Here is a 24,633-nt window from a genome sequence, read left to right as displayed (position 1 = left end):
TGTCTCGTCGTTGTTCTTGCAGGTCGCTTAGGACACTCTTTCAGACGACCCAATTGACCAGCGCCATCAGCGCCAGCACCAGCACAAAAATGGCCACCACCCCCACAAACAGGATGTGCACCAATTGCACCTTTTCCTGGTCTTGCTGGTACTGCGCCCCCTGGCGGACACCAAACATGGACCACGCCACGGCCAGCAGACTGCGCAGCAGCGAGCCCTTGCGCCGGGCCGGTGGCGGGCGGTTGTGCGGCGCGGGTGCGCTCATGATCCCGCCTGCGCCGGATGGGCGATGGCCGCTGCGGGCACCGCGGCCGTGGACTGGGGCGCAGCAGGCGTCTTGCCGCCGACCTCGAAGAAGGTATAGGACAGCGTGATGGTGGTGACGTCCCTGGACAGGCGCGGGTCGATCACGAAGGCCACGGGCCATTGTTTCTTCTCGCCGGGCTCCAGCTGGTACTGGTTGAAGCAAAAGCACTCCAGCTTGGTGAAGTGCGCCGCAGCCTGGCGCGGCGCGTAGCTGGGGATGGCCTGCGCGGCCATGCGGCGATCCTGCACGTTCTGAAACTCGTACATCACCGTAGCCAGCTCGCCCGGATGCACCTGCACCGAGCGCTGCGCGGGCTTGAACTGCCAGGGGCCGCGCGCGTTGGCGTCAAACTCGACGGTGATCAGGCGGGTTTTGTCCACCTGGCTGTTGGCGGGCACTTGTGCGTTGGGGCCGGCCGTGCCGTTGCCGGGCACCTGGCGCTCGGACAGCGACAGGATGTTGATGCCCGTCATCTCGCAGATGTGCTGGTAAATCGGGATCAGCACATAGCCGAAGGCGAACATGCCCACCGCCACCACGGCCAGCTTGCCCAGCATCTTCAGGTTGTCGCGGTGCGCGCTCATGGTTCGGTCTTTACGGTCAATGCAGCCAGGTGATCTTCACCATGAAGCCGATGAAGAACGCCGCTGCCACCGACGCAAGAATCAGCGCCATACGCAGGTTGGACTTTTTTTGCTCGGGCGTGGTCATGGCAACCTTTGTTTGCCGGCCCGGTCAGCCGATCACCCGCGTGGCGCTGGCGTCCAGCTTGGGTGGCACCTCGAAGGTGTGGAACGGCGCGGGCGACGGCACTTCCCACTCCAGGCCCTCGGCGGCTTCCCAGGGTTTTTGCGGCGCCTTGGCACCTTGGCCGCGCATGGCCGGCAGCACGACGAACACGAAGAAGTACACCTGCATCAGGCCAAAGCCCAGCGCGCCGATGGAGGCCACCGCGTTGAAGTCGGCAAACTGCATGGGGTAGTCGGCATAGCGACGCGGCATGCCCGCCAGGCCGAGGAAGTGCATGGGGAAAAAGGTGATGTTGAAGGTGATGAGCGAGCCCCAGAAATGGATGCGCCCGCGCGTCTCGGAATACATCACTCCGGTCCACTTCGGGCTCCAGTAGTAGTAGGCCGCGAACATCGAAAACAGCGAACCCGCCACCAGCACGTAGTGAAAGTGCGCCACCACGTAATACGTGTCTTGCAGCTGGATGTCGATGGGCGCCATGGCCAGGATGAGGCCGGTGAAGCCGCCCATGGTGAATACGAAGATGAAGCCCACCGCGAACAGCATGGGCGTCTCGAAGGTCATGGAGCCGCGCCACATGGTGGCCACCCAGTTGAAGATCTTCACCGCTGTGGGCACCGAGATCAGCATGGTGGCGTACATGAAGAACAGCTGGCCCGTCACCGGCATGCCGGTGGTGAACATGTGGTGCGCCCAGACAATGAAGCTCAGGATGGCAATCGACGAGGTGGCATACACCATCGACGCGTAGCCGAACAGCTTTTTGCGGCTGAACGCCGGCACCACCTGGCTGACGATGCCAAAGGCCGGCAGGATCATGATGTACACCTCGGGGTGGCCGAAGAACCAGAAGATGTGCTGGTACATCACCGGGTCGCCGCCGCCGGCGGGGTTGAAGAAGCTGGTGCCGAAGTGGCGGTCGGTCAGCGTCATGGTGATGGCGCCGGCCAGCACGGGCATGACGGCAATCAGCAGGTAGGCGGTGATCAGCCAGGTCCAGGCGAACATGGGCATCTTCATCAGCGTCATGCCCGGCGCGCGCATGTTCAGAATGGTGACGATGATGTTGATGGCGCCCATGATGGAGCTGGCGCCCATGATGTGCATGGCAAAAATGCCGGCGTCCATCGACGGGCCCATCTGCAGCGTCAGCGGCGCATACAACGTCCAGCCCGCGGCCGGCGCGCCGCCGGGCATGAAGAACGAGCCCACCAGCAGCAGCGCCGCGGGGATCAGCAGCCAGAAGCTGAAGTTGTTCATGCGCGCGAACGCCATGTCGGACGCGCCAATCTGCAGCGGGATCATCCAGTTGGCGAAGCCCACGAAGGCCGGCATGATGGCCCCGAACACCATGATCAGCCCGTGCATGGTGGTGAGCTGGTTGAACAGCTCAGGGTTGACCAGCTGCAGCCCGGGCTGGAACAGCTCGGCGCGGATCAGCAGCGCCAGCACGCCGCCCACCATCAGCATGGTGAAGCTGAACAGCAGATACAGCGTGCCGATGTCCTTGTGGTTGGTGGCATAGACCCAGCGCCGCCAGCCGGTGGGGGCGTGGTGGTGCCCGCCGTGGCCGTGCGCGTGGCCGCCGGCTTGCCCGTGATTGTCCAGAACTGCGCTCATGGTTCGATTCCTCAATGCGTTGGGCGGTGCGGCTTACTTGCCGCGCTGGGCCACGACTTCTGCGGGCTGCACCAGCTGGCCGGTCTTGTTGGACCAGGCGTTCTTGGTGTAGGTGGCCACGGCGGCCAGGTCGGTGTCGCTGAGCTGCGCCCAGGAGGGCATGGCGCCATTGGCCGCGCCCTTGAGCAGGATTTGCAGCTGCCTGGCGTGGTCGGCGTCGGTGACGATGGCCGAGCCGTCCAGCGGCTTGATGGGCCCCGCCCCCTTGCCGCTGGCCTGGTGGCAGGCCGCGCAGTTGGCGGCATACACCTTTTCGCCGCGCGGCAGCAGCGCTTCCAGCGTCCAGACCTTGTTCGGGTCGTCCAGCAGGGCGGCGGCCTTCTTCTTTTCGGCGCCCACCCAGCGGGTGTATTCCTCGGCCGACACCACCTTGACGTGGATAGGCATGTAGGCGTGCTCCTTGCCGCACAGCTCGGCGCACTGGCCGTAGTAGTCGCCCTCTTTTTCGGCGCGGAACCATGTGTCGCGCACAAAGCCGGGGATGGCGTCCTGCTTGATGCCGAAGGCCGGCACCATGAACGAGTGGATCACGTCGTTGGCCGTGGTGATCACGCGCACCTTCTTGCCCACGGGCACGACCAGGGGGTTGTCCACCTTCAGCAGGTAGTCGGCCGGCGCATTGGCCACGTTGCCGCTGTCGGACATGCGCCGGTGGCTGCTGTCCAGCGTGGAGATGTAGGCCAGCCCCTCGCCCTCGCCCGCCAGGTAGTCGTAGCCCCACTTCCACTGGTAGCCCGTCACCTTCACCGTCAGGTCTGCATTGGTGGTGTCTTTCTGCGCCACCAGCACCTTGGTGGCCGGCAGAGCCATGAGGATCACGATGATGAACGGAATCACCGTCCACACCACTTCGACGGTGACGGATTCATGGAAGTTGGCCGCCTGGGCGCCGCGCGACTTGCGGTGCTTCCAGATCGAATAGAACATCACCGCGAACACGCCGACGAAGATCACCGTGCAGATGATGAGCATCATCCAGTGCAAAAAGTGCTGCTCCTGGGCAATCCTGGTGACGGGCGGGTGCAGGTTCAGCTGATTGACCGCGGGGCCGCCAGGCAGGTCTTGCACGGCATGGGCCGCCGCGCCCACCCAGGCGCTGGCTGCCAACAGCAAAGAAGCCGGCTTGTTGCAAATGCTCTTCATGTTTCTCACTTGGTTCTCAGCTCCAGTTGACCAATCCCCGGCATGCGCCCGCAGCGGGACGGGCAGCGCGCAAGGCCCCGCGGGTTGCACCAACCCGTGCTCTGCCATCAGTCCAGACCGCTTTGGCGCAGCCCGTTGTCTCCAACGATCCAGGGCCGTGCCACACGCGCATGCCCCCTCTCGACTTGTTTGAGCATGCCCAGCCCGCAACCGGGCCGCAATACGCGTTAGCCCCGAGTAACAAAAGGCGGGAGTGACTTCAGCAAGATGCCCGGCAGCTACGCAGGCGCGAAAGGCCGCGGCCCATTGGCGCACGCCCGGCAGGCGCACAACGCCCTGCGCAACGCTGCGCAGACCAGGCAACCGGGGGGCAGCCATACAAAATTCTAGCCCGCATTGATCAACATCATTGATGCCGCAAATGGCGCCATCATTGGCCCAGCGCCTTGTTCAGCGCCCTGTCGGGCGGCCCGCATGCAGCATGGCGCGCATGTCCTGCAGCGACACCGCGCTGGCCCCTTCCACGCGCACGCGCGGCACGGGCTTGAAGGCGTGGCCGTAAATGATCTCGAAGGTCAGCGCCAGCTGGCCGCCCTGGTTGGCGTCGGCCAGGCGCTGCGCCAGCGCCTGCTCCAGCTGCCCGTACCAGTTGCGCCCGCGCAACGCCGCAAAGCGCTGCGGATGCAAATTGCGCCCCAGCTCGCGCAGCTCCTGCAGCAAACGCCGGGGCGTGGCGAAGGTGAGCGTGATGCGCTCCATGTCCATCACCGGCTCGGCAAACCCGGCGTGCACCAGCATGTCGCCCCAGTCGTGCATGTCGGTCATGGCATGGCCGGGCACGGGCCAGCCCAGGTCGGCATACAGCGTGTGCAGCTCGCGCAGCGTGTCCGGGCCCAGGCAGGAAAACATCAGGTAACCATCGACGGCCAGCGCGCGGTGCCACTGCGCGATCAGCGCTTGCGGGTCGGCGGCCATGTGCAGCGCCATGTTGGACCACAGCATCTGCACGCTGGCGTCTGCCGGCAGGCCAAAGCGCGGCGCCGCGCCCGACCAGCGCGCCGGGCTCCACCAGGGCCTGGCCAACCGCGCGCGCGCAGCCGCCTCGCCAGCGGGCGACGAGGTCTCGGCGACATGACTGGCGGCCTGCGCAAAGCGCTCACGCACCATCGCGTGGCCCTGCAGCCCGCCGCGCAGCGGATCCCAGTCGCACCAGGACGCAGGCGCCCGGACGATCCACTGCAGCCGCTCCTGCATGCGCCGCGCCACCTCCTCGTGCAGCCAGGGGGAGGCATCGGGCACCCGGGCGTGCCAGCGTGCGGCGGCAACCGGGTCAATAGTGGGCGGAAGGTGATCGGACATGGCGTGCCGTAAGAGCGTGCTTGCGACGTAAACACGCTCGAAAAGGCCGCGAGTATATTGAGCCCATGCCTTTCACGCGCCCCGCAGGGATTTCGCAGCACTGGCGCCAGCGCCTGCGCGCGCTGGCGGGCCTGGCAGACCTGGCCGGGCGCCTGCCCAGCCAGTGCGCGGTCTGCCATGCCTGGCCCGCCAGCCGCCTGTGCAGCGCCTGCTGCGCCCGCTTTGCCCAGCCGCTGGCGCGCTGCGCCACCTGCGCCTGCGTCGTGCCGGACGGCGTAGCGCAATGCGGCGATTGCCTGCTGCACCCGCCGCCGTTGGACGCCTGCCTGGCCGCCGTCTGCTACGGCTACCCCTGGGACGGCATCGTCGGGCGGTTCAAGTTCCAGGCCGACCCGGGCTGGGCCGGCGCGCTGGCTGCGCTCATGCGCCAGGCGCCCGGCGCGCAGGCCTTGCTGGCGCACTCCGATCTGGTGCTGCCCATCCCTCTGTCAGACCAGCGGCTGCGCCAGCGCGGCTACAACCAGGCGCTGCTGCTGGCGCGCCGGCTGGGCCACCCGTGCGTGCCGGCCCAGGTGCTGCTGCGCACCCGCGATGCCCAGGCGCAAAGCCACCTGGGGCGCGCGCAGCGCCTGCGCAACCTGCGCGGCGCTTTCATGGTGGATCCGCTGCGGGTGGCGCTGGTGGCAGGCCGGCGGGTGCTGCTGGTGGACGACGTGATGACCACCGGCGCCACGCTGCACGCCGCCGCGGCCGCCCTGCGCGAGGCGGGTGCGCGGCACATCGGGGCGCTGGTGCTGGCCCGCACACCATGACGGACGCCGCGCTGGTGTGCGCCAATGACAGACAGCGCCCTGCGCCCGCGGTGCGCAAGATACGATTCATTACCAACCGCCGCCGCTGCGGCCTGACCACACAGCCCGCCTGCCGCAGACAATCGCGCCATGTTTCACATCGTTCTTGTCGAACCCGAGATTCCGCCCAACACCGGCAACGTGATCCGGCTGGCGGCCAATACCGGCTGCATGCTGCATCTGGTGGAACCGCTGGGTTTTTCGATGGAAGACCGGCTCATGCGCCGCGCGGGGCTGGATTACCACGAGTACGCCGATGTGCGCCGCCATGCCGGCTGGACGGCGCTGCTGCGCAGCATGCAGCCTGACCCCGCGCGCATGTTCGCCCTGACCACGCACGGCACGCAGACGGTTTTTGACACCGGCTTTCAGCCCGGCGACTGGTTTGTGTTCGGCTCCGAGTCGCGCGGCCTGCCGGTGGAGCTGCGCGAGAGCTTCCCGCCCGCGCAGCGCCTGCGCCTGCCCATGCTGCCCGGGCAGCGCAGCCTGAACCTGTCCAACGCCGTGGCAGTGACGGTCTATGAAGCCTGGCGGCAAAACAGTTTTCTGACCCGTGCGCTGAGGGCCTGAGAAAGTGTGAGCCTCTCAAGCCTCATGCAGCCAGGCGCAGATGCCCTTCCACTGCTCCAGGTCACGCGCCACACGCGTGGGCGTCAGGTCGAACAGCGTCAGCCCGTGCGCCGCCAGGTGCACATAGTTTTGTGTGTTGCGCAGGTAGCCCAGCACCGGCAGGCCCAGGTTGTCCACGAATTCATGCAGCTTGTCGGCAGAGATGGTGCGCTGATCCACACGCATGCCCACGATGCCGATGGGCACGCCCGCGCTGCGGCGGTGCGTGGCCAAGTCGTCCAGAAACTGGCGCGTGGCAAAGATGTCGAACATGCTGGGCTGCAGCGGCACGATGATGCGGTCGGCCAGCTTGAGCGTGTCTTTCAGGCGCCAGCCGTGCAGGCCCGCGGGGGTGTCCAGCACGGCGTGGCTGGCGCTGCGGGGGGGTTTTTCAAGGCGGTCGGCCTCGGGCGCCATCACGTCCCATGCGCCAATGGGCCGCGCCGCTTCGGGGCGCTGCTGCAGCCACAGCCGCGCAGACTGCTGGCGGTCCACATCGCCCAGCGCCACGGCGTGGCCGCGGCTGGCGTAGTAGCCCGCGATATTGGTCGCCAGCGTGGACTTGCCCACGCCGCCCTTGGGATTTGCAACGGCAACCACGGTCATGCGTATCTCCTGTGCACCCGGCCCGTGCGGGCGCAGTGTCCGGCCGGGCAAGAGTGTTTGTCAAAAATGGCTCCAGCGCTTGCGCAAGAACCGCCAGTTGCTACTGTTTTTGTAGTTCTCAAGTGCCTAACCCTGCTGCCCGCCGCGCTTGACGAAGAACAGCCCCGCGCCCACCAGCATCAGCAGCCCGCCAAACACCCGGTTTTGCGTGCGCATGGCGCGGCCGCTGCGCATCAGGGCGCGCAAGGCGCTGGCGCCTGCGGCGTAACCGTTCATCACCACCAGGTCCACACAGACCATGGTCAAGGCCATGACCAGCAACTGGCTCCACAGCGGGCGGGTGTCGGTCATGAACTGCGGCAGCACGGCCACCATGAAGATGATGCCCTTGGGGTTGGTGACATTGGTCAGCAAGCCCGTCAACATGCGCCGGCGCCAGCTGGCGGGTTGCGCCTGCAAATCGCCCTGCAGCGTGCCGGCAGCGCCCGCGCGCCACTGGCAAAAGCCCAGGTAAATCAGGTAACAGGCGCCCAGCACCTTGACGATGCTGAAGGCCAGCTCAGACGCCACCAGCACCGAGCCCAGGCCCGCGCCCGCCACCACCAGGATCAGCAGCAGGCCCAGCTCCAGCCCCACGATGGTGGCACCTGCCTTGCGCACACCGTACGACAGCCCGTGGCTCATGCACAGCACGGCGCCCGAACCCGGGGAGATGGCGATCACCCACGACGCCGCAAAAAAAGCCAACCAGGTGTGCCAGTCCATGTTGCGATCCGATGGGAGATGGGGCGGGTGTTGCGAAGGCGGCGATTGTAGGAGGCCACCCGATAACCCCATGACGCCCTGCAAGCCACAGCATGCAAAAAGAGCCTGCAGCGCCCGTCAATCAAGCGCTACAAGCTCCTATAACGATAGCAAAATGAATCAGTCGGCAGTAGCGCCGGACTCCTTCACCACCTTGCCCCACTTGACGCTCTCGGCCTTGATGAAGGCGGCGAACTGGTCGGGCGTTTCGGCCACCACTTCACCGCCCTGCTCGGCGATTTTCTTCTTCACGTCAGCCTGGTTCAGCACCTTGGTCAGAGCGGCTTGCAGCTTGCTCAGCACCGGCTTGGGCGTAGCGGCGGGCGCGAACATGCCAAACCAGGACGTGGCCTCGTAGCCGGGCACCCCGGCTTCGGCGATGGTGGGCACGTCGGGCAGTTCGGGCGAGCGCTTGGCCGTGGTCACGGCGATGGGGCGCAGCTTGCCCGAGCGCACATGCTGGATGGCCGAGGGCATGTTGTCGAACATGACGGACGTCTGGCCGCCCAGCAGGTCGGTCATGGCCGGGGCGCTGCCCTTGTAGGGCACGTGCAGCATGTCGGTGCCGGTCATGCTCTTGAACAGCTCGCCCGACACGTGGGGCGACGCGCCGCTGCCCGGCGAGCCGAAAGTGATCTTGCCGGGGTTGGCCTTGGCGTAGGCGATCATTTCCTTGACGGTCTTGAACGGCTGGCTGGGGTGGGCCACCAGCAGGTTGGGCACCGTGGCCACGCGCGACAGCGGGGCAAAGTCCTTCACCGGGTCAAAAGGCAGCTTCTTGTACAGCGACTGGTTGATGGCGTGCGTGCCCACCGTGCCCATGAACAGGGTGTAGCCGTCGGCCGCGGCCTTGGCGGCCAGCGATGCGCCGATGTTGCCGCCCGCGCCGGGCTTGTTGTCCACCACGACCGACTGGCCCAGCTCGGTCGTGAGGCCCTGGCCCACGATGCGCGCCAGGATGTCGGTGGTGCCACCGGCCGAGAACGGCACGACGATGGTGATGGGCTTGGAGGGGAAGTTCTGCGCGGCGGCGCCCAGGGGCAACGCGCCAGCGGCGGCCACAGCCAGGGATGCCAGCAAGGTGCGGCGTGCGATGTGGCGGGTGGTGGTGGTCATGCGGGAGTCCTTGTTCTCGTTGAAGTGCGGCAATGGATGACGCAGTGCGCCTTGTGAGCGCGGGTTGGTTGACACAAAAAAAAGGGTGACGTGAGGTGAATGAGGCAGTGGCGGCAGTGGCGGCAGTGGCGGCATTCGCCGCACTCGCCGTCACCGCCACGCCGTTACACGCGCTCGAGCACCACGGCGATGCCCTGGCCCACGCCGATGCACATGGTGCACAGCGCGTAGCGGCCGCCCAGCGTGTGCAGCTGGCTGACGGCGGTGGTGGCCAGGCGCGCGCCCGAGGCGCCCAGCGGGTGGCCCAGGGCAATGGCGCCGCCCCACTGGTTGACGCGCTTGTCGTCATCGGCAATACCCAGGTCGCGCAGCACGGCCAGGCCCTGCGCGGCAAAGGCTTCGTTGAGCTCGATCACGTCCATGTCGGCCAGCGTCAGGCCGGTCTGGGCCAGTACCTTGCGCACGGCGGGCGCGGGGCCAAAGCCCATGATGCGCGGCGCCACGCCGGCCACGGCCATGCCCACCACGCGGGCGCGGGGCACCAGGTTGTATTGCCTGGCGGCCTCTTCATTGGCCAGCAGCAGCGCGCAGGCGCCGTCGTTCACGCCGCTGGCGTTGCCGGCGGTGACGCTGCCATCAGGGCGCACCACGCCCTTGAGCTTGGCCAGCGCCTCCAGCGTGGTGGCGCGAGGGTGCTCGTCCTGACTGACCACGAGGGCATCGCCCTTCTTCTGGGGAATGACGACGTTGACGATTTCCTTGGCCAGGTAGCCGGCGGCCATCGCGGCGGCGGCCTTTTGCTGGCTGGCCAGGGCCATGCGGTCTTGCGCTTCGCGCTCGATCTTGAAGTCATCGGCCACGTTTTCGGCCGTCTCGGGCATCGAATCGACACCGTACTGCGCCTTCATCAGCTTGTTGACGAAGCGCCAGCCGATGGTGGTGTCGTACACGGCGTTGTTGCGGCTGAAGGCGCTTTCGGCCTTGGGCATCACGAAGGGGGCGCGGCTCATGGATTCCACGCCGCCGGCGATCATCAGGCGCGTTTCGCCGGACTTGATGGCGCGCGCGGCGGAGCCCACGGCATCCAGGCCCGAGCCGCACAGGCGGTTGATGGTGGCGCCCGGCACGTCGATCGGCAGACCGGCCAGCAGGCTGGACATGCGCGCCACGTTGCGGTTGTCCTCGCCGGCCTGGTTGGCGTTGCCGTACAGAACATCGTCCACCGCGGCCCAGTCCACGCCGGGGTTGCGCTCCATCAGCGCCCTGATGGGGATGGCGCCCAGGTCGTCGGTGCGCACGCTGGAGAGGGCGCCGCCGTAGCGGCCGAAGGGGGTGCGAATCGCGTCGCAGATGAAAGCCTGGGGGGCGTTGCTCATGGTGTCTCCGGGGGGAATATCAAAAAAGTGAGCTGCCAGCGCTCGTCCATCAAGCGCTGGAGGCCGTTTTGGTACTTATTGCTGGGCGGGCTGGATCGGCAGGCCGACGATGCGCTCCAGCTCCTCATGCGAGAGGCCGGGCACGGTGTCGATCAGGCGCAGGCCCTGGGGCGTGCATTCCAGCGTGCACAGGTCGGTGTAGATGCGCTTGACGCAGGCCAGGCCCGTCAGGGGGTAGCTGCAGGCCTGCACCACCTTGCATTCGCCGGTCTTGCTGACCAGATCCATCATCACCCAGGTGGACTTGGCGCCCACGGCCAGGTCCATGGCGCCGCCCACGGCAGGAATGGCGCCGGGCTCGCCGGTGCTCCAGTTGGCCAGGTCGCCCGTGGCAGATACCTGGAACGCGCCCAGCACGCAGATGTCCAGGTGGCCGCCGCGCATCATTGCGAAGCTGTCGGCATGGTGGAAGTAGCAGCCGCCGGGCAGCAGCGTGACGGGCTGCTTGCCGGCGTTGGTCAGGTCGTAGTCTTCCTGGCCCTTGGCGGGCGCGGGGCCCATGCCCAGGATGCCGTTCTCGGAATGCAGCACCACCTCGCGGCCTGCGGGGATGTGGTTGGCCACCAGGGTCGGCTGGCCGATGCCCAGGTTGACGTAGGCACCGTCGAAGATGTCCTGGGCCACTCGGGCGGCCAGTTCGTCCTTGGTTCGTTTTTGATAGCTGCTCACGCTGTATCTCCTTGGGCTGAACGGGCTTTACTGCTTGAATCCACCGGCCTGGGTGGCCACGCGCGGCACCTTGACGACCTTGCTCACGTAGATGCCGGGGGTGACCACGGCTTCGGGGTCCATCTCGCCCAGCTCCACCAGCTCATGCACGGTGGCCACGGTGTACTTGGCCGCCATGGCGCACACGGGGCCGAAGTTGCGCGCCGACATGCGGCAGGTCAGGTTGCCCCAGCGGTCGCCCTTCTCGGCCTTGACCAGCGCCACGTCGCCGTAGATGGGGTACTCCAGCACGTAGTGCTTGCCGTTGATCTCGCGGGTTTCCTTGCCCTCGGCCAGCTGCGTGCCGTAGGCCGTGGGGCAGAAGAAGGCGCCGATGCCGGCGCCCGCGGCGCGCATGCGCTCGGCCAGATTGCCCTGGGGCACCAGTTCCAGCTCGATCTTGCCGCTGCGGTACAGCTCGTCGAACACATAGCTGTCCACCTGGCGCGGGAAGCTGCAGATGATCTTGCGCACCTGCCCGCTCTTGAGCAGCGCGGCCAGGCCGGCATCGCCATTGCCTGCGTTGTTGTTGACCACGGTGAGCTCACGCGCGCCGTGGGCGATCAGTCCGTCGATCAGCTCGATGGGGTTACCCGATGTGCCAAAGCCGCCAATCAGCACGGTGGCGCCGTCCTGGACGCCCGACAGCGCCTGGGCGACAGAATCCGCAATCTTGTTGATCATGTGTTGCTGGTTCAGAGAGGTGGAGGGAAGCTGGCCGGGGCCGGCTGTCGTGATCGCGTCATTTTGTTCGCTTATAGAACAAATGTTCGTACAATGAATTCTAGGACGAACTGCCGTGAATGACACTCCTTTTCCCATAAGTAATACCCACAAGCCAGGGGATAACTACGTACAGTCGTTCGCCCGGGGGCTGGAGGTGATCCGCTCATTCAGTGCGGCGGCGCCGCAGCAGACGCTCAGCGAAGTGGCCGCCCGCACGGGCCTGACGCGCGCGGGCGCGCGGCGCATCCTGCTCACGCTGCAAACGCTGGGCTACATGGAAAGCGACGGCCGGCTGTTTCGGCTCACGCCGCGCATCCTGGATCTGGGCTTCGCCTACCTCAGCTCCATGCCCATCTGGGATCTGGCCGAGCCGCTGATGGATGCGCTGACCGACCGCGTGCATGAGTCATGCTCGGCTGCGGTGCTCGACGGGCTGGACATCGTCTATGTGCTGCGCGTGCACACCCACAAGATCATGAGTACCAACCTGACCGCGGGCTCGCGCCTGCCGGCGTTCTGGACGTCGATGGGGCGCGTGCTGCTGGCCGAGCTGCCACCGCAGGATCTGCACGCGCGCCTGGCCGCGTTGCCGCGCCAGCAGTTCACGCGGCACACGGCGCTGGACGACGAGACGCTGCTGACGCGCATCGCCCAGGCGCGCGAGCAAGGCTGGAGCCTGGTGGATCAGGAGCTGGAGGAAGGCCTGATCTCGGTGGCAGCGCCGCTCAAGAACCGCACGGGCCAGGTGGTGGCGGCGCTGAACATCAGCGGCCAGGCCAACCGCACCAGCACCGAGGTGCTGCGCCAGCAGTTGCTGCCCGAGCTGCTGCAGACCGCGCAGGGCATATCACGCCTGCTGGGCGCGCGCGGCGCATAAACGCGGCATGGGCCCCACATCCGCCCTGCAAGCCCGTGCTACCCTGAAGACCATGTTCAACCCCACACAAGCCGACGTACGCCGTTTTTTCTGCGCCGCGCATGCCAAGCAGCAGACCGGCCAGGCCATGGAGGCCATCGAGACACTCGCCGGCCTGTGGATTGCCGAGCACCCCGAATACCATGCCGAGCTGCAGGACGTGAACGCCGCCCTGGCGCGCAACTACGACGAAACGCCCAGCCGCACCAACCCGTTTTTGCACCTGTCCATGCATCTGTCGATCAGCGAGCAGTGCAGCATTGACCAGCCACGCGGCATCCGCCAGGCGGTGGAATTGCTGGCTGCGCGCCTGGGATCGCTGCACGATGCGCACCATGCCGCCATGGACTGCCTGGGCACCATGCTGTGGGAAGCGCAACGCGCCGGGCGCCCGCCTGACGGCGAAGCCTATGTCGCCTGCGTCCAGCGGCGCGCCACACGCGGCTGAACCACCGTGGTGCAGGCCGCTGCTGCCCTGTAGTCCCGCGGGTACACCAGCAGGTCGCAGGCCAGTCCACCCAGCAGGCTCCGTGCCATGCTGCCCAGCAGGAAATCCAGCAGCCGGCTGCGGCGACGCTGCGCCAGCGCCACCAGGTCTGCCCCCGAGCGCTGCTGGTACGCCGCCACCTCCTGCACCACATCGCCGCCCGTGCCCACGGTCATCAGCACCCGGTTGCGCTGCGTGCCGCATGCCTGCGACAGGCGCACCAGCCAGTCCTGGGAGCAGCGGCGCACCTCTTCGCGGTAGTCGCGCACGGCCTGCACTGAAGCCTGCGCGCGCGTATCCACCGTGTGCAAAAGCTCCACGGCGGCCCCTCCGTCCAGCGCTAGCGCGTAGCACGCCAGCGCGCGGGAAGCAGCCGAAAAATCCACCGCTACCAGCAGATGGTCATAGGCAGCCCGCGCTGGCTGCTGCACCACCAGCACCGGGCAGGGGCTGCGCCGCAGGAGCTGCGCCAGCGTGCCGCCCAGACACAGACCAGCCAGGCCGGTGCTTGCGCGCCTGTCCAGCACCAGCAAGTCGGCCCCGGCCGCGGCACGCAGGGTTTCGCGCACTACGCCGTCGCCTCGATAGGTCAGCGCCTTGACCTGCAGATCGTGGCGCTGGGCCAGTTGCCGGGCACGCTGATCGAGGCGATCCTGCGGGTCGGAAAACTTCGGGTCGGGCTCTTCGGCACCAAACAGGATGTGCAGGCGCGCCTTGTGCCCGGCCGCCAGCAGCGCAGCGCGATCCAACGCGTGCTCTGCTGCGGTCGAAAAATCGGTGAGGGCCACAATGGTCTGAAAGCGCATGGTGCAAAAACTCCGGTAGCCGTGAACAAATGCGACGGCATGCGCCTGGCCGACGGTGGCTGCGCATCAGCCACCACGTTAGTGCGTCAAGATGACAGCGCATACGGGCTGCCAGGCTCGCGCGCTGTAAATAAGCGAAACCGCTGCAACCGCAGGGCCTGGCCGCCGCGATCAGCACTGCGCGGCGGTGGCTGGCGCATAGGCCGCGATCAGCGAAAACGCGGCTGCGGCACGACCTGCAGATCGCCTTGCAGCGCGCTCACGTAGCCCGCCAGCGCCTTCAGTTCGGCATTGGAAAACTGCCTGGCGATGCCCGCCATCACAGCGTTGCTGCGCCCCACGTAGGCGCCGTTGTCCACCTTGTACGACTTGAGCGCCACGAACAGGTAGTCCCCATGCTGGCCCGCGATCTTGGGGTAGGACGGGTCAATGGGCTTGGCGAAGTTTTCGCCGTGGCAGGACACGCAGGCGCCTTTTTGCAGCAGCTGCGCCACCTGGGCGCTGGGCTCGCGGCCGGGCCTGTCCGGTGGCGTGGCGCCCTGCTTGCCGTGCGCGGCGTAGTAGGCGGCCATGTCGGCAATGTCCTGGTCTGACAACGACTGGGCGATGCCGCGCATGGTGGGATGCCTGCGTTCGCCCTTCTTGTAGGCCTGCAGCGCCGCTGCGATGTAGCCGGCGCCCTGCCCCGAGATCATGGGCACCTTGTGGACTTCAGGAAAGCTGGACTGGTAGCCAGGAATGCCGTGGCAGCCAATGCACATGGCGATCTTGCCCGCCCCGGCCTGTGCGTCGCCCTGGGTCTGCTGGGCATGCAGCGCACCGGTCGCGCATGCAACCGCCAGGCCGAATATCGTGGTCAGTGTCTTGTTCATTTTGCGCGCACAATCTGGCGATTGGCTGTCTCCGCGTTATGGTTTGCAACAATTATAGGCAGCACCTGTCAAGTGCTTTCATCAACGATTTCCCTATTCCCCGGCCCATGAAATTCCAAGGATCTCAGAACTACGTTGCCACCCAGGACTTGATGCTGGCAGTTAACGCGGCCATCAAACTGCAGCGCCCGCTGCTGGTCAAGGGCGAGCCCGGCACGGGCAAGACCATGCTGGCCGAGGAAGTTGCGCAGGCGCTGGGCATGCCGCTCTTGCAGTGGCACATCAAGTCCACCACCAAGGCGCAGCAGGGCCTGTACGAATACGACGCGGTGAGCCGCCTGCGCGACTCGCAACTGGGCGACGAAAAGGTCAAGGACATCCACAACTACATCGTCAAGGGCGTGCTGTGGCAAGCCTTCACGGCGGACCAGCCGGTGGCGCTGCTGATCGACGAGATCGACAAGGCCGACATCGAATTCCCCAACGACCTGCTGCGCGAGCTCGACCGCATGGAGTTCTACTGCTACGAGACGCGCGAGATGATCCGCGCCCGCCACCGCCCGCTGGTGTTCATCACCTCCAACAACGAAAAAGAGCTGCCAGACGCCTTCCTGCGCCGGTGCTTCTTCCACTACATCAAGTTCCCCGAGGCCGAGACGATGCAAAAGATCGTCGATGTGCACTTCCCCACGCTCAAGAGCGAGCTGCTGACCGTGGCCATGAAGACGTTTTACGACGTGCGCAACCTGCCGGGCCTGAAGAAGAAGCCATCCACCAGCGAGCTGATCGACTGGCTCAAGCTGCTGGTGGCCGAAGAAATCCCGCTCGAAGCCCTGCAAAGCGCCGACAACAAGGTGGCCGTGCCGCCGCTGGTGGGCGCGCTGCTCAAGAACGAACAGGACGTGAGCCTGTTCGAAAAGCTGGTCTTCATGAACCAGCGCAACCGCTGAGCCAGGGCCTGCCATGAGCACCGCACAACGGCTTTTGCTCCAAGGCGCGTCCGACGCGGTGGGCTTTATGGGCGGCGCGCTCGCAGGCTATGGCGTGGGGCTGCTGCTGGGGCTGGACATCTTCAGCGAAGGCTATGGCGCTGCCAGTATCGCCGGCATTGCGCTGGTGGGCATCGGGGGCGGGCTGGGCCTGCACCTGGCGCGGCGCTGGCGCGCATCACGCAGCATCAAGGATTAGCCACGATGGCCTTTGTCGAACCCGTCACCCTGCGCCTGAACGGCGTGCGGCTGGAGCCGCTGGCGCTCGACCATGAAGCCGGGCTGGCCGCTGCTGCGGCCGACGGCCGGCTGTGGACGCTGCGCGTGACCTCGGTGCCGGAACCACAGGACACGCGTGCGTACATCGAGACGGCGCTGCGCATGCGCGACGACGGCAACCGTTTCGCGTTTGCCGTGCTCGACGATGCCACTGGCACGGTGCTGGGCACCACCAGCTACCACGACATCCTGCCCGCCGTGAAGCGGGTGGAGATCGGCCACACCTGGTACCGCCAGAGCGTGCAGCGCACGCATGTGAACACCACTGCCAAGCTGCTGATGATGGGCCATGCCTTCGACACGCTGGCCTGCCACGTGGTGGGCTGGCGCACCGACAACTTCAACTTTGCATCGCAGCGCGCCATTGAGCGTCTGGGCGCCAAGAAGGACGGCGTGATCCGCGGCCATGCGCTGCGCCGCGACGGCACCATCCGCGACACCGTGATGTACAGCATGCGCAGCGGCGAATGGCCTGAGGCCCGCGCGCAGCTGCTCTACCTTTTGCAGCGCCATGCGCCCGCTGGATAAGCGCTGGAGGCCTTTTTCATGCTGATCGACTTTTTCTACACCCTGCGCGCTGGCAAGCTGCCGGTGTCCGTGAAGGAATTCCTCACGCTGCTGGAAGCGCTGCAGGCCGGCGTGGTGGGCCCCCAATCCGACGATGCCTGGAGCCTGGACGACTTCTACTACCTGGCGCGCACCGCGCTGGTCAAGGACGAGAAGCACTTCGACAAGTTCGACCGCGCCTTTGCCGCCTACTTCAAGGGCGTGGAAATGCTGGCCGACTTCACCAAGGAAGTGCCTGCCGACTGGCTGCGCAAGATGCTCGAGCGCGAGTTGTCTCCCGAAGAAAAAGCCGCCATTGAAAAAATGGGCTGGGACGAGCTGATGGAGACGCTCAAAAAGCGCCTGCAAGAGCAGCAAGGCCGCCACGAAGGCGGCAACAAGTGGATCGGCACCGGCGGCACCAGCCCGTTTGGCCACGGCGGCTACAACCCGCAGGGCGTGCGCATCGGCGGTGCGGGCAAGAACCGCAGCGCCGTGAAAGTGTGGGAGCAGCGCGCCTACCGCGACTACGACGACCAGCAGGAGCTGGGCACGCGCAACATCAAGGTAGCGCTGCGCCGCCTGCGCAAGTTTGCGCGCGAAGGCCACGAGCTGGAGCTGGACCTGCAAGGCACCATCCGCGCCACCGCCGCCAACGCAGGCTGGCTGGACATCAAGATGGTGCCCGAGCGCCACAACAACGTGAAGGTGCTGCTGCTGATGGACGTGGGCGGCACCATGGACGACCACATCCAGCGCGTCGAAGAACTCTTCAGCGCCGTGAAAGGCGAGTTCAAGCACCTGGAGTTTTATTACTTCCACAACTGCGTCTATGACTTCATGTGGAAGAACAACAAGCGCCGCTTTGCCGAGAAATTCGCCACCTGGGACATCATCCGCAAGTACAACAAGGACTACAAACTGATCTTCGTGGGCGACGCGACCATGAGCCCTTACGAGATCCTGCAACCCGGCGGCAGCGTGGAATACAACAACGAGGAGCCCGGCGCCGAATGGCTGCAGCGCCTCACGCACGCCTTCCCCAAGTTTGCGTGGATCAACCCCGAGCCCCAGGGCGTATGGCAGTACCGCCAGAGCATCAGCATCATCCAGCAGCTGATGGGCCAGCGCATGTACCCGCTGTCACTCAAGGGCCTCGAAGAAGCCATGCGCCTTTTGTCAAAATAGTCCGCATGACCTTGCACAACCGGGCGTTGGCCCGGCGGCTTGCGCTACTTTTTTTGACGACCTGCCTGGCTCTGCTGGCGGGCTGCAGCCTGATTGCGAAAAACGCCGCAGACACGTCCGGCACCGACGACGCCACAGCGCAGACCACTGCTGACGCAGGCGCCGACGCCCTGGCGCTGGAGGTACAGGTGGGCGACGACGCGATCCGCGACTACCTCACGCGCCACCTGCAGCTGCAGCGCTTTCGCCACCTGCCCGACCTGCAGGCGCACGAACTCACACGGCTGCTGGGCCTGGCCGACGACAACGCCCGCGACCTGCTGGCCACGCTGGGCTACTTCAGCCCCGACATCACCATCGAACTGCGCGAGCCGCGCGCAACCGCCGCCGCAGATGCCGCAGATGCCGCAGATGCCGCAGATGCCGCAGATGCCGCAGATGCCGCAGACGCAGCCAAGACCGACGCGCCCACGCGCACCGTGCTGGTCAGCGTGTCGCCCGGCCCGCGCACGCACATCGCCAGTGCCGACATCACCGTCACCGGTGACGAGCGCAGCGACGGCACCGATGACAACGACGGCGCCGGCAATGGCAACCGCAGCGCCCTGGCACGCCGCCAGGCCCAGCTGCAGCGCGGCTGGGGCCTGCCGCCCGGCGAGCCCTTCACGCAAGGGGGCTGGGACGCCGCCAAGGCCCAGGGCCTGCGCCAGTTGCAGTCGCGCCGCTACCCCACGGCGCGCATCGCCAGCAGCCGCGCCGACGTGGACGCCGACAGCGCCCAGGCCCATCTGCAAGTGCGCTACGACAGCGGGCCCGCCTACCGATTCGGCCCACTGCAAATCCAGGGCGGCGAGCGCTACGACACCGAGGGCATGCGCCGCATCGCCCGCCTGCCCACGGGCGAGGACTACACCGAGACCCGCCTGCTCGACACCCAGCAGCGCCTGGCCGCCAGCGGCTACTACGACGCGGTATTCCTCACGCTGGACACCGACCACCCTGACCCGCAGGCCGCCCCCGTCATCGCCCAGGTGCGCGATGCGCCGCTGCAAAAGGCGGTGTTTGGCGTGGGCCTCTCCACCGACAGCGGCGCACGCCTGAGCCTGGACCATATCCACAACCGCCTGCCCGGCCTGGGCTGGCGCGCCGTGAGCCACGCGCAGACGGACAACACGCGCCGGCGGCTGGCCACCGACTGGACCGCCCTGCCCGGCGAGGACGGCTGGCGCTGGTTCACCGGCGTGCAACTGCAGCGCGAGGCCACGGGCAGCTTTGACGTGGACAGCACCCGCGTGCGCGCCGGGCGCACCGAAAGCGGCGACCACATCGACCGCAGCTACTTCGTGCAGCACGACACCGCCAAAAGCCGCGGCGACGGCGCGCCACCATCCAGCGGCGCCCTCAGCGCCAACTTCGGCTGGACGGGGCGCTACTTCAACAACAACACCAACCCCACGCGCGGCTGGGGCCTGGCGGCCGAGCTGGGCGCAGGCACCACGCTGCGGGCGGGGCGCGACCCATTCCTGCGCGCGCTGCTGCGCTGGCAGTCCTTCATTGGGCTGGGCCGGATCGAGCTGGGCGGCAACGTGCGCCGCAACAGCCGCCTGTCGCTGCGCCTGGAAGGCGGCGCCGTGCTGGCGCAGGATGGCGCAGACATCCCCGTCACCCAGCTGTTTCTGACCGGCGGCGACACCACCGTGCGCGGCTACAGCTACCGCGGCATTGGCGCGCGCGACGACGCGGGCAAACTCTTCGGCGGGCGCTACATGGCCGTGGGCAGCATGGAGTGGCAGCGCCCCGTCACCGTGCGCGGCAACCGCACCGACTTTGAAAGTGCCCTGTTCATCGACGCCGGTGCCGTCGCCGACAAGGCACGCGAGCTGAACGCACGCGTGGGCGTAGGCGCCGGCCTGCGCTGGCGCAGCCCCGTGGGGCCGCTGCAGGCCGACCTGGCCTACGGCCTGCAGTCCCGCCAGCTGCGCCTGCACCTGCGCCTGGGTTACACCTTTTGATGGACATGAAAATGCCTCCAGCCCCTTATTAAAAAGCGCTGGCTGCTATTGTTTTTGAATCAACGTGCCGCATCCCGCCAACCCCCATCCCTACGCCGCAGCCGCCACGCCCCGCCCGCAGCCGCCGGGCAAAGGCCGCGCCCGCCGCGCCCTGGGCGTGCTGGCGCGCCTGGCCGCCACCCTGATGCTGGCGGCGCTGGCGCTGCTGGGCGGACTGTGGTGGTGGGCAGGCACCGGCACCTCGCTGGCCACGGCGCTGCAGCAGGCGGCGCGCTATATGCCCGAAGGTCAACAGCTTGAAAGCCGCGACGTGACCGGCTCGCTGCGCGCGGGCGGGCGCATCGGCTGGCTGCGCTGGAGCAGCCCCACGCTGGCCGTGCAGGTGCAGGACGCCCGCATCGCCTGGAGCCTGGCGCCGCTGCTGCAGCGCCAGCTGCGCCTGGGCGAGGTGCATGCCGCGCAGGTGCTGATCACCCCGCAGGCCGGGCCGGCGCCACAACCCGACGCGCCTGCGCAGCCCCTGCAGTCACTGGTGCTGCCGCTGCGCATTGATCTGCCGTTTCGCGTGGACCGCCTCACCTGGGCCGCGGCCAGCCTGGTCACCATCGACGGCCTGGCCGGCAGCTACCGCTACGACGGCGACCGGCACCACTTGGCCGTGGACCAGGTCTCGCTGGCCCAGGGGCGCTACGCCCTGCAGGCCACGCTGCAGGGCGCGGCGCCCATGGCACTGTCGGCCACGCTGGACGGCACGCTGCACACACCCGTGCCCGGCAACGCGCAGCCGCTGCAGGCCCGCGCGCAGGCCCGCGTTCAGGGCACCCTGGCCACGGCAGACGCGCGCCTGCAGCTGACGGGCAGCATCGCCCGCCAGCTCACGGGCCAAGACAAGGGAGCCCAAGAGCAGCCGCTGCCCGACCACCTGCCCCCGCAAGCACGCCCAGAGGCCCACCCACAAGCCGACCCGCAAACCGACCCGCGCAACGACCTGCATGTAGATCTGCAGGCCCACATCGCCCCCTGGGCCAGCCAGCCCCTGCTGCAGGCTGCGGCCGATCTGCGAGGGCTTGACCTGGCAACGCTGTGGCCGCAGGCGCCCGCCACGCGGCTGAGCGGCCACGCCAGCCTGGAGCCCGCACCCGACGGCGAAACCGGCAGCGAAACCGGTAGCGAAACCGGCAGCACGTCTGGCACCTTGCGCGGCTGGCGCATGCAGGCGGCACTGACCAACGCCCTGCCCGGCCCCTGGGATAGGCAGCGCCTGCCCATCGCCGCTGTGCAGGCGCAGGCCCGCTTCGACGGCCGGCAATGGACGCTGCCCCAGGCCACGCTGCAGGCCGGCGGCGGCAGCATCACGCTGCAGGGTGCCTACACGCCCGCCACGCAGGCGCTGCAAGGGCAGGCCGCAGTGCGCGCAATCAACCCCGCGGCGCTGCACAGCCAGCTGGCGGCCGCACCCGTCAGCGGCACCGCCAGCGCCGAAAGCCGCGGCGGCCCAGGCGCCAGCGCCGTGCACTTTGCCGCCGATTTGCGCGCAGCCGCCCGCGCGCCCGCCCCCACAGCCCAAGCCGGCACGCCGCTGCGCCTGGATCAACTGGCCGTGCAGGGCCAGTGGCAGGGCGAGCGCATCGACATCACCCGCCTGCAGATCGACGCGCTGCAGGCCCGCGTCAGTGCGCAGGCGCTGCGCATCGACACCGCAGGGCCGGCGCTGCAGGGCCGGCTGCAGGCCGCGCTGCCCGGCGCCACGGCACAACTGGATGGCCAGGTGGCGACTGCCAGCGGCCAGGGCACGCTGAGCCTGCGCCTGGCCGACGCGCAGCGCACCCAGCGCTGGCTGCAAGGCCTGGCCCGCCTGCCCGGCCTGGCGGGTCTGGACACCGCGCTGGCCCGCTGGAGCCTGGACGGCAACGCCGCTCTGGACGCCCGGTGGAGCGGTGGCTGGCAAGACCTGCAGCGCCAGCTGCAGTCAGCAGGCCTGGCCGCAGGCACCGCCAGCGCGGCGCGGGGCGCGGGCCGCTTCGAGCTGCAGGCGCAGCTGAGCGCCCCGCGGCTGCAGATCAACCAGGGCGCGCAGACGGGCAGGCAGACGGGCGCCCGAAAAAACGATGCAACGCCCCCCGCAAAAGCCCTGCCCACGACCGCAGGCCCGTTCACGCTGACGCTGCAAGGCACCACGGCGCAACTGCGCGGATCGCTGACGCAGGCCACGCTGGAGTGGGACGGCGCCCTGCGCTACGGCGCCGCGCCCGCCCACCAGGCGCGGCTGCAGCTGCGGGCCCGCGCTGGCAGCCAGGGCGCGGGCCGGTGGCAGGCGCAGGTGGATACGCTGCAGGTGCAAGCCCAGCCCGCCGGCCAGCCCGGCCCGTGGACGCTGCGCCTGGCACAGCCGCTGGACCTGCGCCTGCAACAGGCGCCGCAGTCGCAGCAAACGGTGCTGGAAGCCGAAGCCGGCCAGATCACCGTCAGCGGCCCCCAGCCTGGCGACGTGCGGCTGCGCTGGCAAGCGCTGCGCTACGCACAAAGCCCGCAAGGCGCCGCGCAGCTGCGCAGCCAGGGCGAGCTGCTGGGCCTGCCGCTGGACTGGGCCAACGCCTGGCAGATGGACGGCCAGGGCGCCCTGGCCCGCCTGGGCCTGGCCGGCAACCTGGTGATGGACGGCCATTGGGACATCGACACCGGCGAGCGCCTGCGCGTGCGCGCCGGCCTGCGGCGCAGCAGCGGCGATCTGCGTATGCTGATCGGCAATGCCGCGCCCGCCACCACGGTGCACAGCAGCAGCGGCCAGGGTGTGCGGGCGGGGGCAAAGGTGGGTGCGCAGGTGCCAGCGGCCGGCGCGGACTCTGCCGCCGGCCTGCGCGGGGCTGAACTCACACTCACCGCCGACGGCGACAGCCTGCGCGCCCGGCTGGACTGGGACAGCGAGCGCGCTGGCCGCGTGCAGGCCGAGGGCAGCACCAGCCTGGCCCGCACGGGTGGCACGGGCAGCGCCTGGGCCTGGCCCGACGACGCGCCGCTGGCCGCCACGGTGCGCGCCAGACTGCCGGACGTGGGCGTATGGTCTGCCCTGGCGCCGCCGGGCTGGCGCGTGCGCGGCACCTTGGACGCCGACGTGCGCCTGTCCGGCACCCGCGCCGCGCCGCTGTGGAGCGGCCAGCTGGCGGCGGACCAATTCGCCGTGCGCTCGGTGCTGGACGGCGTGGACCTGCAAGACGGCCGCCTGCGCGCCACGCTGCAGGGCGAGCAACTCACGATCACCGAGCTGCGCGTGCACGGCGGCCCGGGCAGCCGCGCGCGCATCGCAGGCTTGAGCGGCAACCGCACGGCCGCGCCGCAGGACGGCGGCCTGCTGACCGGCAGCGGCACCGTCACCTGGGGCGCTGCGGCCGGCGCTGGCGGGTCTGGCGGGTCGGGCATCGCGATGGACCTGCGCGCCAAAGCGCAGGCACTACAGGTGCTGGCGCGCGCCGACCGGCAGCTGAGCGTGTCGGGCGACCTGACGGCGCGGCTGCAAGGCGGGCAATTGACGCTGCGCGGCCAGCTGACCACCGACCGCGCCACCATCATCCTGCCCGAGGCCGGCGCGCCCACGCTGGGCAGCGACGTGGTCGTGCGATCGGCCGCACTGGACCGGCAAGCCGCCGCCCAGGCCGCGCGCGACGCCCAGAAAACCCGTCAAACCCAGGCAGTCGGCCAGGTGCGGGCAGCCCGCCCGCCCGACATCGCCATCACCCTGGACCTGGGCGACGACTTCGCACTGCAGGGCCACGGCATCACCACCCGCCTGGCCGGGCAGCTGGACATTCGCAGCAACGCCGCCACCGGCGCCGCGCCGCGCGTGACCGGTGAGGTGCGCACCGTGCAGGGCCGCTACCGCGCCTGGGGCCAGGCGCTGGACGTCGAAAGCGGCCTGCTGCGCTTCAACGGCCCCTACGACAACCCGGCGCTGGACGTGCTGGCCATCCGCCCCAACATCAGCGTGCGTGCCGGCGTGCAGGTCACCGGCACGGCCCAGCGCCCGCGCGTGCGCCTGTGGGCCGACCCCGACCTGCCCGATGCCGAAAAACTGTCGTGGGTGGTGCTGGGCCGCAGCGGCGCCGGCGGCGGCGCCGAGGCCGCGCTGCTGCAGCAAGCCGCCCTGACCCTGCTGGGCCGCAGCACGGGCGGCGGCGCAGAGGGCATCACCAGCGGCATCGCCCGCGGCCTGGGTCTGGATGAAATCGGCTTCAAAGGCCCGGGCGCCGGCGAAGACGCCAGCGCCGCCGCCCTCACCCTGGGCAAGCGCCTGTCCAAAGACCTGTACGTGAGCTATGAACGCAGCCTGGCCGGGGTGCTCGGCACGCTGTACATCTTCTACGACCTGTCGCGCAACCTCACGCTGCGCGGCCAGACCGGCATGCAAAGCGCGGTGGACCTGATCTACACGGTGCGCTACGACTGACC

Annotated in this window: 24 protein-coding genes; 10 read left to right on the top strand and 14 right to left on the bottom strand. The window is 68.2% G+C overall.

Annotation, left to right across the window (positions count from 1 at the left end; translation table 11 throughout):
• Nucleotides 1-40: 40 nt before the first annotated feature.
• The 6 genes from AB7E35_RS00290 to AB7E35_RS00265 form a co-directional block, all read right to left on the bottom strand.
• Nucleotides 41-265: a DUF2970 domain-containing protein gene (locus AB7E35_RS00290; protein ID WP_428161903.1), complete on the bottom strand. Its 225-nt coding sequence runs from the start codon at nt 263-265 to the stop codon at nt 41-43.
• The gene (locus AB7E35_RS00285; RefSeq protein WP_428161904.1) at nt 262-891 is read right to left on the bottom strand and encodes a cytochrome c oxidase assembly protein; all 630 of its coding nucleotides are present in this window, start codon (nt 889-891) and stop codon (nt 262-264) included. The genes AB7E35_RS00290 and AB7E35_RS00285 overlap by 4 nt, the downstream gene beginning before the upstream one ends.
• Nucleotides 892-907: 16 nt before the next feature.
• Nucleotides 908-1,018, bottom strand: coding sequence for a cytochrome oxidase small assembly protein (locus AB7E35_RS00280; protein ID WP_428161905.1), 111 nt, complete (start codon nt 1,016-1,018; stop codon nt 908-910).
• 24 nt (nt 1,019-1,042) lie between these two features.
• Nucleotides 1,043-2,677: a cytochrome c oxidase subunit I gene (gene ctaD / locus AB7E35_RS00275; RefSeq protein WP_428161906.1), complete on the bottom strand. Its 1,635-nt coding sequence runs from the start codon at nt 2,675-2,677 to the stop codon at nt 1,043-1,045.
• 33 nt (nt 2,678-2,710) lie between these two features.
• Complete coding sequence (coxB, locus tag AB7E35_RS00270; protein WP_428161907.1) at nt 2,711-3,880, bottom strand: cytochrome c oxidase subunit II; 1,170 nt, start codon at nt 3,878-3,880, stop codon at nt 2,711-2,713.
• Nucleotides 3,881-4,330: 450 nt separating this feature from the next.
• The gene (locus AB7E35_RS00265) at nt 4,331-5,239 is read right to left on the bottom strand and encodes a class I SAM-dependent methyltransferase (protein ID WP_428161908.1); all 909 of its coding nucleotides are present in this window, start codon (nt 5,237-5,239) and stop codon (nt 4,331-4,333) included.
• 65 nt (nt 5,240-5,304) lie between these two features.
• Between AB7E35_RS00265 and AB7E35_RS00260 the strand changes: the two genes are divergently transcribed.
• Both AB7E35_RS00260 and AB7E35_RS00255 read left to right on the top strand, forming a co-directional pair.
• Nucleotides 5,305-6,051 carry a ComF family protein gene (locus tag AB7E35_RS00260; RefSeq protein WP_428161909.1) on the top strand — a complete coding sequence of 249 codons (747 nt, stop codon included), beginning with the start codon at nt 5,305-5,307 and terminating at the stop codon, nt 6,049-6,051.
• 129 nt (nt 6,052-6,180) lie between these two features.
• Nucleotides 6,181-6,660 carry a tRNA (cytidine(34)-2'-O)-methyltransferase gene (locus tag AB7E35_RS00255; protein ID WP_428161910.1) on the top strand — a complete coding sequence of 160 codons (480 nt, stop codon included), beginning with the start codon at nt 6,181-6,183 and terminating at the stop codon, nt 6,658-6,660.
• A 15-nt stretch (nt 6,661-6,675) separates the two neighbouring features.
• Here the strand turns inward: AB7E35_RS00255 and AB7E35_RS00250 are convergent, their stop codons facing one another.
• From AB7E35_RS00250 to AB7E35_RS00225, 6 genes are all read right to left on the bottom strand, one after another.
• Nucleotides 6,676-7,305, bottom strand: coding sequence for an AAA family ATPase (locus AB7E35_RS00250; protein WP_428161911.1), 630 nt, complete (start codon nt 7,303-7,305; stop codon nt 6,676-6,678).
• 126 nt (nt 7,306-7,431) lie between these two features.
• A complete protein-coding gene (locus tag AB7E35_RS00245) occupies nt 7,432-8,070 on the bottom strand; it encodes a LysE family transporter (RefSeq protein ID WP_428161912.1) in 639 nt (212 codons plus the stop codon).
• Between the two features lie 159 nt (nt 8,071-8,229).
• Nucleotides 8,230-9,225, bottom strand: coding sequence for a Bug family tripartite tricarboxylate transporter substrate binding protein (locus AB7E35_RS00240; protein WP_428161913.1), 996 nt, complete (start codon nt 9,223-9,225; stop codon nt 8,230-8,232).
• Between the two features lie 164 nt (nt 9,226-9,389).
• Nucleotides 9,390-10,601, bottom strand: coding sequence for a 3-oxoadipyl-CoA thiolase (gene pcaF, locus AB7E35_RS00235; protein ID WP_428161914.1), 1,212 nt, complete (start codon nt 10,599-10,601; stop codon nt 9,390-9,392).
• A 75-nt stretch (nt 10,602-10,676) separates the two neighbouring features.
• Nucleotides 10,677-11,330: a 3-oxoacid CoA-transferase subunit B gene (locus AB7E35_RS00230; RefSeq protein ID WP_088888401.1), complete on the bottom strand. Its 654-nt coding sequence runs from the start codon at nt 11,328-11,330 to the stop codon at nt 10,677-10,679.
• A 27-nt stretch (nt 11,331-11,357) separates the two neighbouring features.
• Nucleotides 11,358-12,053 (bottom strand): 3-oxoacid CoA-transferase subunit A, encoded by a 696-nt coding sequence (locus tag AB7E35_RS00225; RefSeq protein ID WP_428161915.1) that lies wholly within the window; start codon nt 12,051-12,053, stop codon nt 11,358-11,360.
• Between the two features lie 115 nt (nt 12,054-12,168).
• Between AB7E35_RS00225 and AB7E35_RS00220 the strand changes: the two genes are divergently transcribed.
• Together AB7E35_RS00220 and AB7E35_RS00215 are read left to right on the top strand one after the other, a co-directional pair.
• Nucleotides 12,169-12,972, top strand: coding sequence for an IclR family transcriptional regulator domain-containing protein (locus AB7E35_RS00220; protein WP_428161916.1), 804 nt, complete (start codon nt 12,169-12,171; stop codon nt 12,970-12,972).
• A 52-nt stretch (nt 12,973-13,024) separates the two neighbouring features.
• Complete coding sequence (locus AB7E35_RS00215) at nt 13,025-13,459, top strand: DUF1841 family protein (RefSeq protein WP_428161978.1); 435 nt, start codon at nt 13,025-13,027, stop codon at nt 13,457-13,459.
• Here AB7E35_RS00215 and AB7E35_RS00210 read toward each other — a convergent pair.
• On the bottom strand, nt 13,420-14,304 hold the full coding sequence (locus tag AB7E35_RS00210) for a universal stress protein (protein ID WP_428161917.1): 885 nt from the start codon (nt 14,302-14,304) through the stop codon (nt 13,420-13,422). The genes AB7E35_RS00215 and AB7E35_RS00210 overlap by 40 nt on opposite strands.
• Before the next feature lie 209 nt (nt 14,305-14,513).
• Entirely contained in the window at nt 14,514-15,176 is a 663-nt protein-coding gene (locus tag AB7E35_RS00205; protein ID WP_428161918.1) for a c-type cytochrome, read from the bottom strand.
• 107 nt (nt 15,177-15,283) lie between these two features.
• Between AB7E35_RS00205 and AB7E35_RS00200 the strand changes: the two genes are divergently transcribed.
• From AB7E35_RS00200 to AB7E35_RS00175, 6 genes are all read left to right on the top strand, one after another.
• On the top strand, nt 15,284-16,126 hold the full coding sequence (locus tag AB7E35_RS00200) for an AAA family ATPase (protein ID WP_428161919.1): 843 nt from the start codon (nt 15,284-15,286) through the stop codon (nt 16,124-16,126).
• A gap of 13 nt (nt 16,127-16,139) precedes the next feature.
• A complete protein-coding gene (locus AB7E35_RS00195; RefSeq protein ID WP_428161920.1) occupies nt 16,140-16,364 on the top strand; it encodes a hypothetical protein in 225 nt (74 codons plus the stop codon).
• A gap of 5 nt (nt 16,365-16,369) precedes the next feature.
• On the top strand, nt 16,370-16,972 hold the full coding sequence (locus AB7E35_RS00190; RefSeq protein WP_428161921.1) for a GNAT family N-acetyltransferase: 603 nt from the start codon (nt 16,370-16,372) through the stop codon (nt 16,970-16,972).
• 18 nt (nt 16,973-16,990) lie between these two features.
• Nucleotides 16,991-18,178 (top strand): vWA domain-containing protein, encoded by a 1,188-nt coding sequence (locus tag AB7E35_RS00185; protein WP_428161922.1) that lies wholly within the window; start codon nt 16,991-16,993, stop codon nt 18,176-18,178.
• A 5-nt stretch (nt 18,179-18,183) separates the two neighbouring features.
• Nucleotides 18,184-20,190 carry an autotransporter assembly complex protein TamA gene (locus AB7E35_RS00180; protein WP_428161923.1) on the top strand — a complete coding sequence of 669 codons (2,007 nt, stop codon included), beginning with the start codon at nt 18,184-18,186 and terminating at the stop codon, nt 20,188-20,190.
• Between the two features lie 64 nt (nt 20,191-20,254).
• Nucleotides 20,255-24,631 carry a translocation/assembly module TamB domain-containing protein gene (locus tag AB7E35_RS00175; protein ID WP_428166877.1) on the top strand — a complete coding sequence of 1,459 codons (4,377 nt, stop codon included), beginning with the start codon at nt 20,255-20,257 and terminating at the stop codon, nt 24,629-24,631.
• The last annotated feature ends 2 nt before the right edge of the window (nt 24,632-24,633 follow it).

Origin of the sequence: Diaphorobacter sp., assembly GCF_050251835.1 — a bacterium.
Lineage (GTDB): Bacteria > Pseudomonadota > Gammaproteobacteria > Burkholderiales > Burkholderiaceae_C > JBFXIE01.
This window is presented reverse-complemented; position numbering and strand designations above follow the sequence as displayed.